10 protein-coding genes and 1 tRNA gene are annotated in these 14,439 nt (G+C 65.7%); all 11 read right to left on the reverse strand.

Features of this window, described 5'->3' with window-relative positions:
- Nucleotides 1-34: 34 nt before the first annotated feature.
- Complete coding sequence (locus tag ABZ953_RS04860) at nt 35-3,949, reverse strand: DNA-directed RNA polymerase subunit beta' (RefSeq protein WP_361716715.1); 3,915 nt, start codon at nt 3,947-3,949, stop codon at nt 35-37.
- Between the two features lie 96 nt (nt 3,950-4,045).
- The gene (rpoB, locus tag ABZ953_RS04865; protein ID WP_361716718.1) at nt 4,046-7,531 is read right to left on the reverse strand and encodes a DNA-directed RNA polymerase subunit beta; all 3,486 of its coding nucleotides are present in this window, start codon (nt 7,529-7,531) and stop codon (nt 4,046-4,048) included.
- Between the two features lie 594 nt (nt 7,532-8,125).
- The gene (gene rplL, locus ABZ953_RS04870; protein ID WP_361716721.1) at nt 8,126-8,506 is read right to left on the reverse strand and encodes a 50S ribosomal protein L7/L12; all 381 of its coding nucleotides are present in this window, start codon (nt 8,504-8,506) and stop codon (nt 8,126-8,128) included.
- A 113-nt stretch (nt 8,507-8,619) separates the two neighbouring features.
- Nucleotides 8,620-9,150, reverse strand: a complete 531-nt coding sequence (gene rplJ / locus ABZ953_RS04875; protein ID WP_361716724.1) for a 50S ribosomal protein L10 — start codon at nt 9,148-9,150, stop codon at nt 8,620-8,622.
- A 268-nt stretch (nt 9,151-9,418) separates the two neighbouring features.
- Nucleotides 9,419-10,273: a DUF1396 domain-containing protein gene (locus ABZ953_RS04880; RefSeq protein WP_361716727.1), complete on the reverse strand. Its 855-nt coding sequence runs from the start codon at nt 10,271-10,273 to the stop codon at nt 9,419-9,421.
- 140 nt (nt 10,274-10,413) lie between these two features.
- Nucleotides 10,414-11,319: a hypothetical protein gene (locus ABZ953_RS04885; protein WP_361716729.1), complete on the reverse strand. Its 906-nt coding sequence runs from the start codon at nt 11,317-11,319 to the stop codon at nt 10,414-10,416.
- Nucleotides 11,320-11,476: 157 nt separating this feature from the next.
- Nucleotides 11,477-12,199, reverse strand: a complete 723-nt coding sequence (gene rplA / locus ABZ953_RS04890; RefSeq protein ID WP_361716732.1) for a 50S ribosomal protein L1 — start codon at nt 12,197-12,199, stop codon at nt 11,477-11,479.
- An 88-nt stretch (nt 12,200-12,287) separates the two neighbouring features.
- On the reverse strand, nt 12,288-12,722 hold the full coding sequence (gene rplK, locus ABZ953_RS04895) for a 50S ribosomal protein L11 (RefSeq protein ID WP_055547825.1): 435 nt from the start codon (nt 12,720-12,722) through the stop codon (nt 12,288-12,290).
- A gap of 175 nt (nt 12,723-12,897) precedes the next feature.
- Nucleotides 12,898-13,815: a transcription termination/antitermination protein NusG gene (gene nusG / locus ABZ953_RS04900; RefSeq protein WP_361716735.1), complete on the reverse strand. Its 918-nt coding sequence runs from the start codon at nt 13,813-13,815 to the stop codon at nt 12,898-12,900.
- Nucleotides 13,816-13,892: 77 nt separating this feature from the next.
- On the reverse strand, nt 13,893-14,171 hold the full coding sequence (secE, locus tag ABZ953_RS04905; protein WP_361716738.1) for a preprotein translocase subunit SecE: 279 nt from the start codon (nt 14,169-14,171) through the stop codon (nt 13,893-13,895).
- Nucleotides 14,172-14,278: 107 nt separating this feature from the next.
- Nucleotides 14,279-14,351: transfer RNA gene (locus tag ABZ953_RS04910), tRNA-Trp, on the reverse strand.
- Nucleotides 14,352-14,439 lie beyond the last annotated feature (88 nt).

Genomic DNA, 14,439 nt, shown 5'->3' on the forward strand with positions numbered 1-14,439 from the left:
AAACGGAATGGCCGCCCTTCAACAGACGCAGGTCTTACTGGTTGTAAGGACCGTAGTCGTAGTCCTCCAGCGGAACGGCCTGGCCGGAGCCCGTGCCGAACGGGGAGTAGTCGATGTCGTCGTAGCCGACGGCCGAGTACATCGCGGCCTTGGCCTCTTCGGTCGGCTCGACCCGGATGTTGCGGTAGCGGGAGAGACCCGTACCGGCCGGGATGAGCTTACCGATGATGACGTTCTCCTTGAGGCCGATGAGGCTGTCGGACTTGGCGTTGATCGCCGCATCCGTCAGGACTCGGGTCGTCTCCTGGAAGGAGGCGGCCGACAGCCAGGATTCCGTCGCCAGCGAGGCCTTGGTGATACCCATCAGCTGCGGACGGCCGGAGGCCGGGTGGCCGCCTTCCGTGACCACACGACGGTTCTCGGTCTCGAACTTCGAGCGCTCGACGAGCTCGCCCGGCAGCAGCTCCGCGTCGCCGGACTCGATGATCGTCACGCGGCGCAGCATCTGCCGGATGATGATCTCGATGTGCTTGTCGTGGATCGACACGCCCTGGCTGTTGTAGACCTTCTGGACTTCGCCGACCAGGTGGACCTGGACCGCGCGCTGACCGAGGATCCGCAGCACGTCGTGCGGGTTGGTGGCACCGAAGGTGAGCTTCTGGCCCACCTCGACGTGGTCACCCTCACGCACGAGGACCTTGGCGCGCTTCGAGATCGGGAAGGGAGTCTCGTCGCTGCCGTCGTCCGGCGTGACGACGATCTTCTTGGTCTTCTCGGTCTCCTCGATACGGATGCGGCCTGCCGCCTCCGAGATCGGGGCGACACCCTTGGGCGTACGAGCCTCGAAGAGCTCGACGACACGGGGCAGACCCTGGGTGATGTCGTCACCGGCCACACCACCGGTGTGGAAGGTACGCATCGTCAGCTGCGTGCCGGGCTCACCGATGGACTGGGCGGCGATGATGCCGACCGCCTCACCGATGTCGACCAGCTTGCCGGTGGCGAGCGAACGGCCGTAGCAGAAGGCACAGGTGCCGACCGCGGACTCACAGGTCAGGACCGAGCGGGTCTTGACCTCCTCGACGCCGTTGGCGACCAGGGCGTCGATGAGGACGTCACCGAGGTCGACGTTGGCCGGCGCGATGACCTTGCCGTCGATGACGACGTCCTCGGCCAGCATGCGGGCGTACACCGAGGTCTCGACGTTCTCCGTCTTGCGGAGCACACCGTCCTCGCCCTTGACCGCGATCTTGAGCTTCAGACCGCGCTCGGTGCCACAGTCCTCCTCGCGAATGATGACGTCCTGCGAGACGTCGACCAGACGACGGGTGAGGTAACCGGAGTCGGCGGTACGGAGAGCCGTGTCCGCCAGACCCTTACGGGCACCGTGGGTGGAGATGAAGTACTCGAGAACGGTCAGGCCCTCACGGAACGAGGCCTTGATCGGACGCGGGATGGTCTCGTTCTTCGCGTTCGACACCAGACCACGCATACCGGCGATCTGACGCATCTGCATCATGTTTCCTCGGGCACCCGAGTCAACCATCATGAAGATGGGGTTCGTCTTCGGGAAGTTCGCGTTCATCGCCTCGGCAACCTCGTTGGTCGCCTTGGTCCAGATCGCGATGAGCTCCTGCGTGCGCTCGTCCTTGGTGATCAGACCGCGCTCGTACTGCTTCTGGACCTTCTCGTCCTGGGCCTCGTAACCCTGGACGATCTCCTTCTTGGCCTCGGGGACCACGACGTCGGAGATGGCCACGGTGACGCCGGAACGGGTCGCCCAGTAGAAGCCCGCCGCCTTCAGGTTGTCGAGCGTCGCCGCCACGATGACCTTGGGGTAGCGCTCGGCGAGGTCGTTGACGATCTCGGAGAGCTGCTTCTTGCCGACCGAGTAGTCGACGAAGGGGTAGTCCTCGGGCAGCAGCTCGTTGAAGAGCGCGCGGCCCAGGGACGTACGCAGCCGGAAGCTGTCGCCCTGCTGGTACGGCCGCTCCTCGAGACCCTCGTCCCCGGCCTCGGAGACCGGCGGCGTCCAGCCGCGCGGCGGGATGGTGCCCACCGGGAAGCGGATGTCGACGGTCGACTGCAGCGCGAGCTCACCGGCGTCGAACGCCATGATCGCCTCGGCCGTGGAGCCGAACGCGCGGCCCTCGCCCTTGGTGTCACGGAGCTCACCGTCGGTGGTCAGGAAGAACAGACCGAGGACCATGTCCTGGGTCGGCATCGTGACCGGACGGCCGTCGGCGGGCTTGAGGATGTTGTTCGAGGACAGCATCAGGATGCGGGCCTCGGCCTGCGCCTCCGCGGAGAGCGGCAGGTGCACGGCCATCTGGTCACCGTCGAAGTCCGCGTTGAACGCGGTGCAGACGAGCGGGTGGATCTGGATGGCCTTGCCCTCGACCAGCTGCGGCTCGAAGGCCTGGATGCCGAGGCGGTGCAGCGTGGGCGCACGGTTCAGGAGAACCGGGTGCTCCGCGATGACCTCTTCGAGGACGTCGTAGACGACCGTGCGGCCGCGCTCGACCATCCGCTTGGCGCTCTTGATGTTCTGCGCGTGGTTCAGGTCGACCAGGCGCTTCATCACGAACGGCTTGAAGAGCTCCAGGGCCATGGCCTTCGGCAGACCACACTGGTGCAGCTTCAGCTGCGGACCGACGACGATCACGGAACGCGCGGAGTAGTCCACACGCTTACCGAGAAGGTTCTGACGGAAACGACCCTGCTTGCCCTTGAGCATGTCGCTCAGGGACTTCAGCGGGCGGTTACCGGGACCGGTGACCGGGCGACCACGACGACCGTTGTCGAAGAGGGCGTCCACGGCCTCCTGGAGCATGCGCTTCTCGTTGTTCACGATGATCTCGGGAGCACCGAGGTCGAGAAGCCGCTTCAGGCGGTTGTTGCGGTTGATCACACGGCGGTACAGGTCGTTCAGGTCGGAGGTCGCGAAGCGGCCACCGTCCAGCTGCACCATCGGACGCAGGTCCGGCGGGATGACCGGCACGCAGTCGAGAACCATGCCCTTGGGGCTGTTCGACGTCTGAAGGAACGCCGAGACGACCTTCAGGCGCTTGAGCGCACGGGTCTTCTTCTGGCCCTTGCCGGTACGGATGATCTCGCGGAGGCGCTCGGCCTCCTCGTCGAGGTCGAACGACTCCAGGCGCTTCTGCAGGGCAGCGGCACCCATCGAGCCGTCGAAGTACGTGCCGAAGCGGTCACGCAGCTCGCGGTAGAGCAGCTCGTCGCCCTCGAGGTCCTGGACCTTGAGGTTCTTGAAGCGGTTCCACACCTCGTCGAGACGGTCGATCTCGCGCTGCGCACGGTCGCGCAGCTGCTTCATCTCGCGCTCGGCACCTTCGCGCACCTTGCGGCGCACGTCGGCCTTGGCACCTTCGGCCTCGAGCTCGGCCAGGTCGGTCTCGAGCTTCTTGGCGCGGGCCTCCAGGTCGGAGTCGCGACGGTTCTCGACCTGCTGACGCTCCACGGAGACGTGCGCCTCCAGGGAGGGCAGGTCACGCGTACGGCGCTCCTCGTCCACGAACGTGATCATGTACGCCGCGAAGTAGATGACCTTTTCGAGGTCCTTCGGGGCGAGGTCGAGGAGGTAGCCGAGGCGCGAAGGAACGCCCTTGAAGTACCAGATGTGCGTGACGGGCGCGGCCAGCTCAATGTGGCCCATCCGCTCACGACGCACCTTGGCGCGAGTGACCTCTACGCCACAGCGCTCACAGATGATGCCCTTGAAGCGGACACGCTTGTACTTGCCGCAGTAGCACTCCCAGTCCCGGGTCGGACCGAAGATCTTCTCGCAGAAGAGCCCGTCCTTTTCCGGCTTGAGCGTGCGGTAGTTGATGGTCTCCGGCTTCTTGACCTCGCCGTGGGACCACTGTCGGATGTCGTCCGCGGTGGCAAGGCCGATCCGCAGCTCGTCGAAGAAGTTGACGTCGAGCACTTTGTCGTCAATCCCTCTTTCGGGGTCGAGTCTCAATCATGGTCTGAACGGGTCCGGGGAGAGCCGGCCGGACACGAGGTCCGGCCGGCCAACCCGTCAGACCTCTTCGACGCTGCTCGGCTCGCGCCGGGACAGGTCGATACCGAGCTCCTCCGCCGCGCGGAAGACGTCCTCGTCGGTGTCACGCATCTCGATGGACATGCCGTCCGAGGACAGCACCTCCACGTTGAGGCAGAGCGACTGCATTTCCTTGATGAGCACCTTGAAGGACTCAGGGATGCCGGGCTCGGGGATGTTCTCGCCCTTGACGATGGCCTCGTAGACCTTCACGCGGCCGGTCACGTCGTCGGACTTGATCGTAAGGAGCTCCTGGAGGGCGTACGCGGCGCCATAAGCCTCAAGCGCCCACACCTCCATCTCGCCGAAGCGCTGACCACCGAACTGAGCCTTACCACCCAGCGGCTGCTGGGTGATCATCGAGTACGGGCCGGTCGAGCGAGCGTGCAGCTTGTCGTCGACCAGGTGGTGCAGCTTCAGGATGTACATGTAGCCGACCGAGATCGGCTCCGGGAAGGGCTCACCCGAGCGGCCGTCGAACAGCGGCGCCTTACCGGTCGGGAGCACCATGCGCTCGCCGTCGCGGTTCGGGATCGTGTGCTCGAGCAGACCGGCCAGCTCGTCCTCGCGCGCACCGTCGAAGACGGGGGTCGCGACGTTCGTGCCGGGGTCGACCTGGTCGGCACCGATGACCTGCAGGCGCTGCGCCCACTCGTCCGCGAGGCCGGAGACGTCCCAGCCGCGGCTGGCGAGCCAGCCGAGGTGGATCTCCAGAACCTGTCCCGGGTTCATTCGGGACGGGACACCCAGCGGGTTGAGGATGATGTCGACCGGCGTGCCGTCCTCAAGGAAGGGCATGTCCTCGATCGGAAGGATCTTGGAGATGACGCCCTTGTTGCCGTGACGACCGGCGAGCTTGTCACCGTCCGTGATCTTGCGCTTCTGCGCCACGTAGACACGAACCAGCTGGTTCACGCCCGGCGGCAGCTCGTCGCCCTCTTCACGGTCGAAGACGCGTACGCCGATGACCTTGCCGATCTCACCGTGCGGCACCTTCAGCGAGGTGTCGCGCACCTCGCGCGCCTTCTCACCGAAGATCGCGCGGAGCAGGCGCTCCTCCGGCGTCAGCTCGGTCTCACCCTTGGGCGTGACCTTGCCGACGAGGATGTCGCCGGCGACGACCTCGGCACCGATACGGATGATGCCGCGCTCGTCGAGGTCGGCGAGGACCTCTTCGGAGACGTTCGGGATGTCCCGGGTGATCTCCTCCGGGCCCAGCTTGGTGTCACGGGCGTCGACCTCGTGCTCCTCGATGTGGATCGAGGAGAGGACGTCGTCCTGTACGAGGCGCTGCGACAGGATGATCGCGTCCTCGTAGTTGTGACCTTCCCAGGGCATGAACGCCACGAGCAGGTTCTTGCCGAGGGCCATCTCGCCCTCTTCGGTCGCGGGACCGTCGGCCAGGACCTGGCCCTCGATCACGCGGGCGCCCTCGTCGACGACAACCTTCTGGTTGACCGAGGTGCCCTGGTTCGACCGGGAGAACTTGGCGATGCGGTACGTGGTGTACGTGCCGTCGTCGTTCGTGACCGTGACGTAGTCCGCGGAGACCTCCTGGACCACACCGGCCTTCTCGGCCTTGATCACGTCACCGGCGTCGACCGCACAGCGGTACTCCATGCCGGTGCCGACGAGGGGAGCCTCGGCGGTGATCAGCGGCACGGCCTGACGCATCATGTTCGCGCCCATGAGGGCACGGTTGGCGTCGTCGTGCTCGAGGAAGGGGATCATCGCGGTCGCGACCGACACCATCTGGCGCGGCGAGACGTCCATGTAGTCGACGTCCGTGCCGGGCACGTAGTCGATCTCTCCGCCACGACGGCGGATCAGGACGCGGGCCTCGGCGAAGTGGAGGTCGTCCGTCAGCGGCGCGTTGGCCTGCGCGATGACGAAGCGGTCCTCCTCGTCGGCCGTCAGGTAGTCGACGTCGTCGGTGACCTGGCCCTCGACGACCTTGCGGTACGGCGTCTCGACGAAGCCGAACGCGTTGACGCGGCCGTACGAGGCGAGCGAACCGATCAGACCGATGTTGGGGCCTTCGGGCGTCTCAATCGGGCACATGCGGCCGTAGTGGGACGGGTGCACGTCACGGACCTCGAAGCCGGCCCGCTCACGGGAGAGACCACCCGGGCCAAGCGCCGACAGACGGCGCTTGTGGGTGAGACCCGACAGCGGGTTGTTCTGGTCCATGAACTGCGACAGCTGCGAGGTGCCGAAGAATTCCTTGATCGACGCCACGACCGGGCGAATGTTGATCAGGGTCTGCGGCGTGATCGCCTCGACGTCCTGGGTCGTCATGCGCTCGCGGACGACGCGCTCCATACGAGCCAGACCCGTGCGGACCTGGTTCTGGATGAGCTCGCCGACGTTGCGCAGACGACGGTTGCCGAAGTGGTCGATGTCGTCGGTCTCGACGACGATCGACGTGCCGCTGTCACCAACGGTCTCGACCTCACCGGCGTGCAGCTTCACCAGGTACTTGATCGAGGCGATGATGTCCTCGACCGTGAGGATGCCCGCGTCGAGCGGAGCGTCCGCACCCAGCTTCTTGTTGACCTTGTAGCGGCCGACCTTCGCGAGGTCGTAGCGCTTGGGGTTGAAGTAGAGGTTCTCAAGCAGGGTCTGAGCGGCCTCACGGGTCGGCGGCTCGCCCGGACGGAGCTTGCGGTAGATGTCGAGCAGTGCGTCGTCCTGGCCCTGGGTGTGGTCCTTCTCCAGGGTGGCGCGCATGGACTCGTACTCGCCGAACTCCTCGAGGATCTGCTCGGTCGTCCAACCGAGAGCCTTGAGCAGAACGGTGACCGACTGCTTGCGCTTGCGGTCGATGCGGACACCGACCATGTCGCGCTTGTCGATCTCCATCTCCAGCCAGGCACCCCGGGAAGGGATGATCTTGGCGGAGAAAATGTCCTTGTCGGACGTCTTGTCGATCGAGGAATCGAAGTAGACACCCGGTGAACGGACCAGCTGCGACACCACGACACGCTCGGTGCCGTTGATGACGAAGGTGCCCTTGTTCGTCATGAGCGGGAAGTCGCCCATGAAGACCGTCTGAGACTTGATCTCACCGGTCTCGTTGTTGGTGAACTCGGCGGTGACGAAGAGCGGGGCGGCGAACGTGAAGTCGCGCTCCTTGCACTCGTCGATCGAGTTCTTCGGAGGCTCGAAACGGTGGTCGCGGAACGTCAGGGACATCGACCCGGAGAAGTCCTCGATCGGGGAGATCTCCTCGAAGATCTCCTCCAGACCGGACTTGGTGGGGACGTCCTGTCCGCTGTCCAGAGCCGCCTCGACACGAGCCTTCCACGCGTCATTGCCGAGCAGCCAGTCAAAGCTCTCGGTCTGCAGCGCAAGAAGGTTCGGAACCTCGAGGGGCTCCTTGATCTTTGCAAAGGAGATGCGCAGCGGGGCGGTGCTGGCGCCGTTGTTCGTATTCGCGGTCGAGGCAGTGCGCGAGGCGGCCAAGAGGGGGTCCTTCCGAGGGCTCGGACTCACTACGCGCGTACCGGTCCCAAGTCGGACACAGAGACAGACCCTCCTGACTTGGCTGTTTGGCCAGGTCAGGGAAGATTCGATCCACAGTGCTCAAGCATGGGCATGCCCCTGGTGACGGGCAGGAGGCAGCTAACAGGCAGCGCAAAGGGTCAGTGTAGCCAAACGGCCCACTGATGTCCAGTGCGGGTTCTGGGAGACCCTCGTTGTTCTCAACCCCTGCTGCAAGCCACGTCCTCAACGCCACATCGATACTGCCCTCTTCGCCACCGATCCATGCCTCGGATCCGGATCGTTGTGACGACGCGTCCTGAGAATTGCGCGCTGCGTGCGGTTCGTCAAGGCCCCCCTGCCCCGACTTGGCCCTGAGAACGTCACCGTCACGGGCCGTTCCGAGGCACAACGAAGATCACCATACTCGCCGCGACCGACATCGCAAGGCAGCCTTCACGGGTGGCCCAGGAACGCCAAAAGGCGACCACCCACATGGGTGATCGCCCTTGGCGTCCCGCGCGTTACAGCGTTTCCGCCATACGTGCGGTGAAGAGAGTCAGACGACTCGTGAGGTCACTTGACCTCGACGGAGGCGCCGGCGCCCTTGAGGGCCTCGGCGGCCTTCTCCGCGGCGTCCTTGGCGACCTTCTCGAGGACCGGCTTCGGGGTGCCGTCGACGAGGTCCTTGGCCTCCTTGAGACCCAGCGAGGTCAGCTCACGCACGACCTTGATGACCTGGATCTTCTTCTCGCCGGCGCCGGTGAGGATGACGTCGAACTCGTCCTGCTCCTCGGCAACCTCGGCGGCGGCGGCCGGGCCGGCCGGGGCGGCGGCGACGGCCGCGGCGGCGGTGACGTCGAACTTCTCCTCGAAGGCCTTCACGAACTCGGAGAGCTCAAGGAGGGTGAGCTCCTCGAACTGGGCGAGCAGGTCTTCCGTGCTGAGCTTCGCCATGATGGGCGATCCTTCCACTAATTCGGCTGGTGCCGGGTGTATATGAAGGCGGGCGTACGTTGGGCCCGCTGCGACCGTCGCCCTAGCGGGCGGCGATCAATTCGCGAGCCGAATTACTCGGCACCGCCCTGCTCGGCCTGCTTGGCGCGAAGCGCTTCCGCGGTGCGGACGAACTTCGACGGCAGAGCCTGGAAGAGCTGCGCAGTCTGCGTCTGCTTGCCCTTCATGGCACCGGCCAGCTTGCTGAGCAGAACCTCGCGGGACTCGAGGTCCGCGAGCTTCTTGAACTCATCGGCGGACAGCGCCTTGCCATCAAGGACACCGCCCTTGATGACGAGGTCGGGGTTGTCCTTGGCGAAGTCACGAAGACCCTTCGCCGACTCCACCGGGTCACCGGTGACGAAGGCAACCGCCGTCGGACCCGTGAACAGGTCGTCGAGCGTGTTGATCCCGGCCTCGTTGGCCGCGATCTTGGTCAGCGTGTTCTTCACCACGGCGTACTCGGAGTTCTCACCGAGCGAACGGCGCAGCTGCTTGAGCTGGGCCACGGTGAGACCCCGGTACTCGGTCAGCACGGCGGCGTTCGAGCTGCGGAACTTGTCCGTGAGCTCGGCTACCGCGGCAGCCTTGTCGGGCGTCGGCATAGAGCGTCGGCCTCCTTCCGGGTGATGAGGACCGCTCAGAAGGGGCCGACAAAACGAAACGCCCCGGCGCAGGCGCACGGGGCGTGAGCTCTACCGAACCGAATCCGGTTCAGGAGCACATCCACGGTCACCTGCGCGGGTCGTCCGCCGTTTCAGCGGATCCTTCGGCCACTGCGTCCTCTGGTGAGAACACAGCAACGACCAGCGGTCTTTGGCTTCTACGGAAGAGTACGTGAACGGGGCCGCGTCGGGCAAATCCGGCCTCGCGTCAGCTCTGGAGGCCCTTCATCTCCTTGGCGATGTCCATGACCAGGTTCTTCGGCGGGGCCTCGACGTGCACCGGCTTGTTGTAGTCGAGGAAGGTGATCGTCATGTCGAGCGGGCCCTTGTCGCCCTTGCCACGGGCGCGGAACTGCTTGGTGTGGTCCTCGCCGTCGACCCACAGGTCCATCGTGAGCTTCTCGATGCCCATGTCCTCGTACTGCTTGATGCTCTTCGCGTGGCGCTTCTTGGCGGCCGCGTCCTCGTTCTTGCCGAGCTCGCGCATCCGGTCCAGCGTGACCGTGCCCGTGTAACGGGTGGTCTCGACGCCGCCGACGGTCTCGCTGCCGACCTTCTTGAGGTCCTTGGAGCCGGTCAGCAGGGTGGACTGGTCGGCCGGGTTGTTCTCGGCCTGCGAGGAGACCGAGCCGCCGGCGGACTTGCCACCCCCCTTGCCCATGGTCTTGGCGTCGAACTTGATCCAGCTCTTGCCGTCCATCTCCTTGGCGGCCTCCTTGCCGCCGCCGAGGTAGACCGCGCCGCCGACGAACCGCATCTCGACCTTCTCCGGGCCCTGGTCGGGCGCGGTCATCTTCATGCTCATGGCGAGCGGCTTGGTGCTCATCGCCGCGTCGGCCCGGACCCGGCCGTCCTCAGGGACGGTGCCCTTCATGCGGAAGGTGAACGAGGTGAGGTCCTCGGTCTTGTCAGCGGCCTTCTTCACGGCGGCCGCGGGCGAGATGTCCTCCCCCGCCTCGTCGGACTTCTCCGACCCGCAGCCCACCGCCCCACCGGCGAGCAGCGCGGCCGCCAGCACGGCGGCCGCGGCTCTCTTGCGTCCCGTACGCACGGAAATACTCATGACCCCACCCCTAGGAACATTTGATCCATCTACTGCGGTGGGCTGAGATTACCCGAAGGTACGTCGCGTCTTCCCCCGAGTTCTCCGCCGGCGGGGTCCTTCGGTGGGGTCCTTCGGTGGGGCCTCGCGGCGGCCGTGCCCTACATCGCCGACTGCTTGTTCAGCAGGTCCTTGAAGCTCATGGTGTCCGAGGCCGGGGGCTTCTCGACGGAGAGCGGGGTGCCGTAGTCGCTGTAGTAGGCGGTCTGCGAGAAGGGGCCGTTCTTCGTGTCGGCCTTCTCGATCTTCTTGACCAGCAGGTCGTCGCCGTCGACCCAGATGTCGATCGTCTCGGTGTCCATGCCGACCTGGTCGAACTGCTTCTTCAGCTCGGACATCTGGTCCTTGTCCAGGTCCGCGCTCTTGGCGGTGAAGTCCGCGACATCGACCTTGCCCGAGTAGTGGGTCGCCGTGGTGCCGCGGACGTTCTCCTCGCCGACGCGCTTCACGTCGCCGGAGGCCAGCAGCATCTTCACCGACTGGTTCGGCGTGGTGTTCTGCATCTGGTCCTGGAAGGCCTCGCCTGCGGCGCCGCTCAGCTCGGCCAGCGTGTCGTAGTCGTATTCCAGCCAGTGCTTGCCCCCGCCCGCCTGCTCCGCGAACTTGTCGCCCATGTTCGCGTAGAAGCCGTTCTTCAGGTAGCGGTAGTCGAGCTTCGTCTGGCCGAGCTGGCGCATCTGCTGGGCCTGCGAACCGCCGGTGAACGTCACCGTGACGTTGCCGGTGATGCCGTCCGACCAGCCCATGACGCCCTTCATGTCCATGGCCGTCACCGAGCCCATGGTCGTCGAACCGTCGATCCGGGCCGTGTCCGCCTTGTCGGTCGACTTCTCGACGGTGCGCAGGGCGGCTATCGGGCTGAGGTTGATGCCGCCCTTCTTGCCGTCTCCCCCGTCGGCCTTGTCGGAGGAGCCTCCCGAGTCGCCCGAGCCACAGGCCGCGAGGCCCGTCAGTGCGGCGGCCACCGCGATCGAGAGTCCGGCACGGCGCATCGTCCTGCTGTTCATCTGTCCCCACCCCTTGGCCTTCGTGGAGCCTGCACGCTAGCGCAGGCCTATGACACACCTGTCCGACAGGTCCGTACACAAACAGGACGGGCCCCGCACCTCGAAAGGTTGCGGGGCCCGTCCACAGAACGCGTACGCGACGCGGCTGCCGTCAGATTCAGACGGCGGCCGGGTCCTCCTCGGTGAGGAGGTTGCGGGTGCGGTTCGAGTCCAGCGGAATGCCGGGGCCCATCGTGGTGGTGATGGCGGCCTTCTTGATGTAGCGACCCTTGGCGGCCGACGGCTTCAGACGGAGGATCTCGTCCAGGGCCGCGGCGTAGTTCTCCACCAGCTTGGTGTCGTCGAAGGACACCTTGCCGATGATGAAGTGCAGGTTCGAGTGCTTGTCGACGCGGAACTCGATCTTGCCGCCCTTGATGTCGTTGACAGCCTTCACGACGTCGGGGGTCACGGTGCCGGTCTTCGGGTTCGGCATCAGACCACGCGGACCGAGCACGCGGCCGAGGCGGCCGACCTTGCCCATGAGGTCCGGGGTGGCGACGACGGCGTCGAAGTCCAGGCGGCCCTTCGCGACCTCGTCGATGAGCTCGTCGGCGCCGACGATGTCGGCCCCAGCGGCTTCCGCGGCCGCAGCACGGTCACCGGTCGCGAAGACCAGGACCCGGGCGGTCTTGCCGGTGCCGTGCGGGAGGTTCACGGTGCCACGGACCATCTGGTCGGCCTTGCGCGGGTCGACACCCAGACGCATGGCGACCTCGACGGTGCCGTCGAACTTGGTCGAGGAGGTCTCCTTGGCGAGACGGACGGCCTCGAGCGGGGCGTACAGCTTCTCCCGGTCGATCTTGGCGTCCGCAGCGCGGAGAGTCTTGCTGCGCTTCACTTCTGCTCCTGGTGGTTCAGGTATGGAGTCGTGGTACGGACCAGCGCTTGGCCCTACCACTGAGAAAGGTCAGACGGGGTGAGGAGTCTCAGCCCTCGACCGTGATGCCCATGGAACGGGCGGTGCCGGCGATGATCTTCGACGCGGCGTCCAGGTCGTTGGCGTTGAGGTCTTCCATCTTGGTCGTCGCGATCTCGCGGATCTGCGCCTCGGTGACCTTGGCGACCTTGGTCTTGTGGGGCTCGCCAGAGCCCTTCTCGACACCAGCGGCCTTCAGGATCATCTTGGCGGCCGGCGGCGTCTTGGTGATGAAGGTGAAGGAGCGGTCTTCGTAGACCGTGATCTCCACCGGGATCACCCAGCCACGCTGCGACTCGGTCGCGGCGTTGTAGGCCTTGCAGAACTCCATGATGTTGACGCCGTGCTGGCCCAGCGCGGGGCCGACCGGCGGGGCCGGGTTGGCTGCGCCGGCCTGGATCTGGAGCTTGATGAGCCCCGTGACCTTCTTCTTCTTGGGAGGCATTGCTCTCTCCGGGTCCTAGTGAGAGTTTCCAGCCGCCATCCAGTCATCCGGATGGAGGCATACCGCACCACGATAACGGGTATAGTCGCGCGGCTAAAAACCGAGCAGGTCAGACCGGCTTTGGCAGCCTGTCTGACCTGTTCGGAGGCGTGTGGTCCAGAGGAGCCCGCGAGGGCTAGTTCTTCTGGATCTGGTCGAAGCTGAGCTCGACCGGGGTCTCGCGGCCGAAGATCTCGACGAGGCCCTTGACCTTCTTCGAGTCGGCGTTGATCTCGTTGATCGTCGCCTGCAGCGTCGCGAACGGGCCGTCGGTGACGGTGACCGAGTCGCCCACCTCGAAGTCGAGGACCTGGACCTCGACCTTGCGGGCCGGAGCCGGCTTGCCCTCGGCCTCGGCGGCCTCGCGGGCGGCCTTCTCCTCGGCCTCCGGGGCGAGCATCTTGACGATCTCGTCCAGGGTCAGCGGGTACGGGTCGTAGGCGTTGCCCACGAAGCCGGTGACGCCGGGGGTGTTGCGGACGACGCCCCAGGACTCGTTCGTCAGGTCCATGCGCACCAGCACGTAGCCGGGGAGCTTGTTCTGACGGATCGTCTTGCGCTCGCCGTTCTTGATCTGGGCGACCTCTTCCTGCGGCACCTCGGCCTGGAAGATGAAGTCCTCGACGTTGAGCGAGACGGCGCGCTGCTCGAGGTTGGTCTTCACGCGGTTCTCGTAACCGGCGTACGTGTGGATGACGTACCACTCGCCGGGGAGGGTGCGGAGCTCTTCGCGCAGGGCGACGATCGGGTCGACCGGCTCGGCCTCCTCGACGGGCTCGTCCTCGGCCGCCTCGGCGGCCGCGGCGCTCTCGACGTCTTCGGGGGTCTCCTCGTCGGCGACCTCGGCGACGGCGGCCTCGTCCTCCTCGGACTCGGCGACAGCCTCGGCGTCGCCCTCCAGGTGGATGGCGGCCTCTTCGGCGGGCTCGCCCGCGACAGCGTCGGCAGCCTCGGCCTGATCCGGCGCCTCGGCGTCCGCCGCCTCGACGATGTCGAGCTCGTCCTCAACGGACTCGACCGACTCGATGGCGTCGTTCAGGTTCGGGTCAGACACGGTGGCTGCTTCTTCCTGGATACATGGGGTGGAACACGCGAATAGGGGCGCCGGGTACGGCGCCCTTCGCTCTCGGCTCAGCCGAAGATGTACTTGACAGCGTGGCTGAAGCCATAGTCAATCACGGTCACGAGACCGATCATGATGATGACGAAGACGATCACCACGGTGGTGTAGGTCGTGAGCTGATTGCGAGTCGGCCAGACGACCTTGCGGAGTTCCGCGACGATCTGGCGGTAGAAGAGCGCGAGACGGCCGAAGGGGCCCTTTTTGCCGCGCTTGCCGCCCTTACGGGCCTTCTTGGACTCCGGCGCCTCAGCATCAGGCTTGTCGATGGAGCCCACGGCGTCCGTCACTCGTCCTCACCTGATTCCGGGTCGTGGCCGTGCCGCGCCCGGTTGAGCCGCACGGCGGTGCAATGCAGTACGTACATGCGCACACATCCTGGCGAAGGAGTGTGTAGCAGGGCCGGAGGGACTTGAACCCCCAACCGCTGGTTTTGGAGACCAGTGCTCTACCAATTGAGCTACGACCCTTTGATTTCCCCCAACCTACCGCATCCGCCCATGTGCACGGAGTGCGTTGAGAGGGTGCGGCCGGTGAGGGCCAACGAGCAGTGAGTGT

Origin of the sequence: Streptomyces sp. NPDC046465 (genome assembly GCF_040646035.1) — a bacterium.
Taxonomy (GTDB): domain Bacteria; phylum Actinomycetota; class Actinomycetes; order Streptomycetales; family Streptomycetaceae; genus Streptomyces.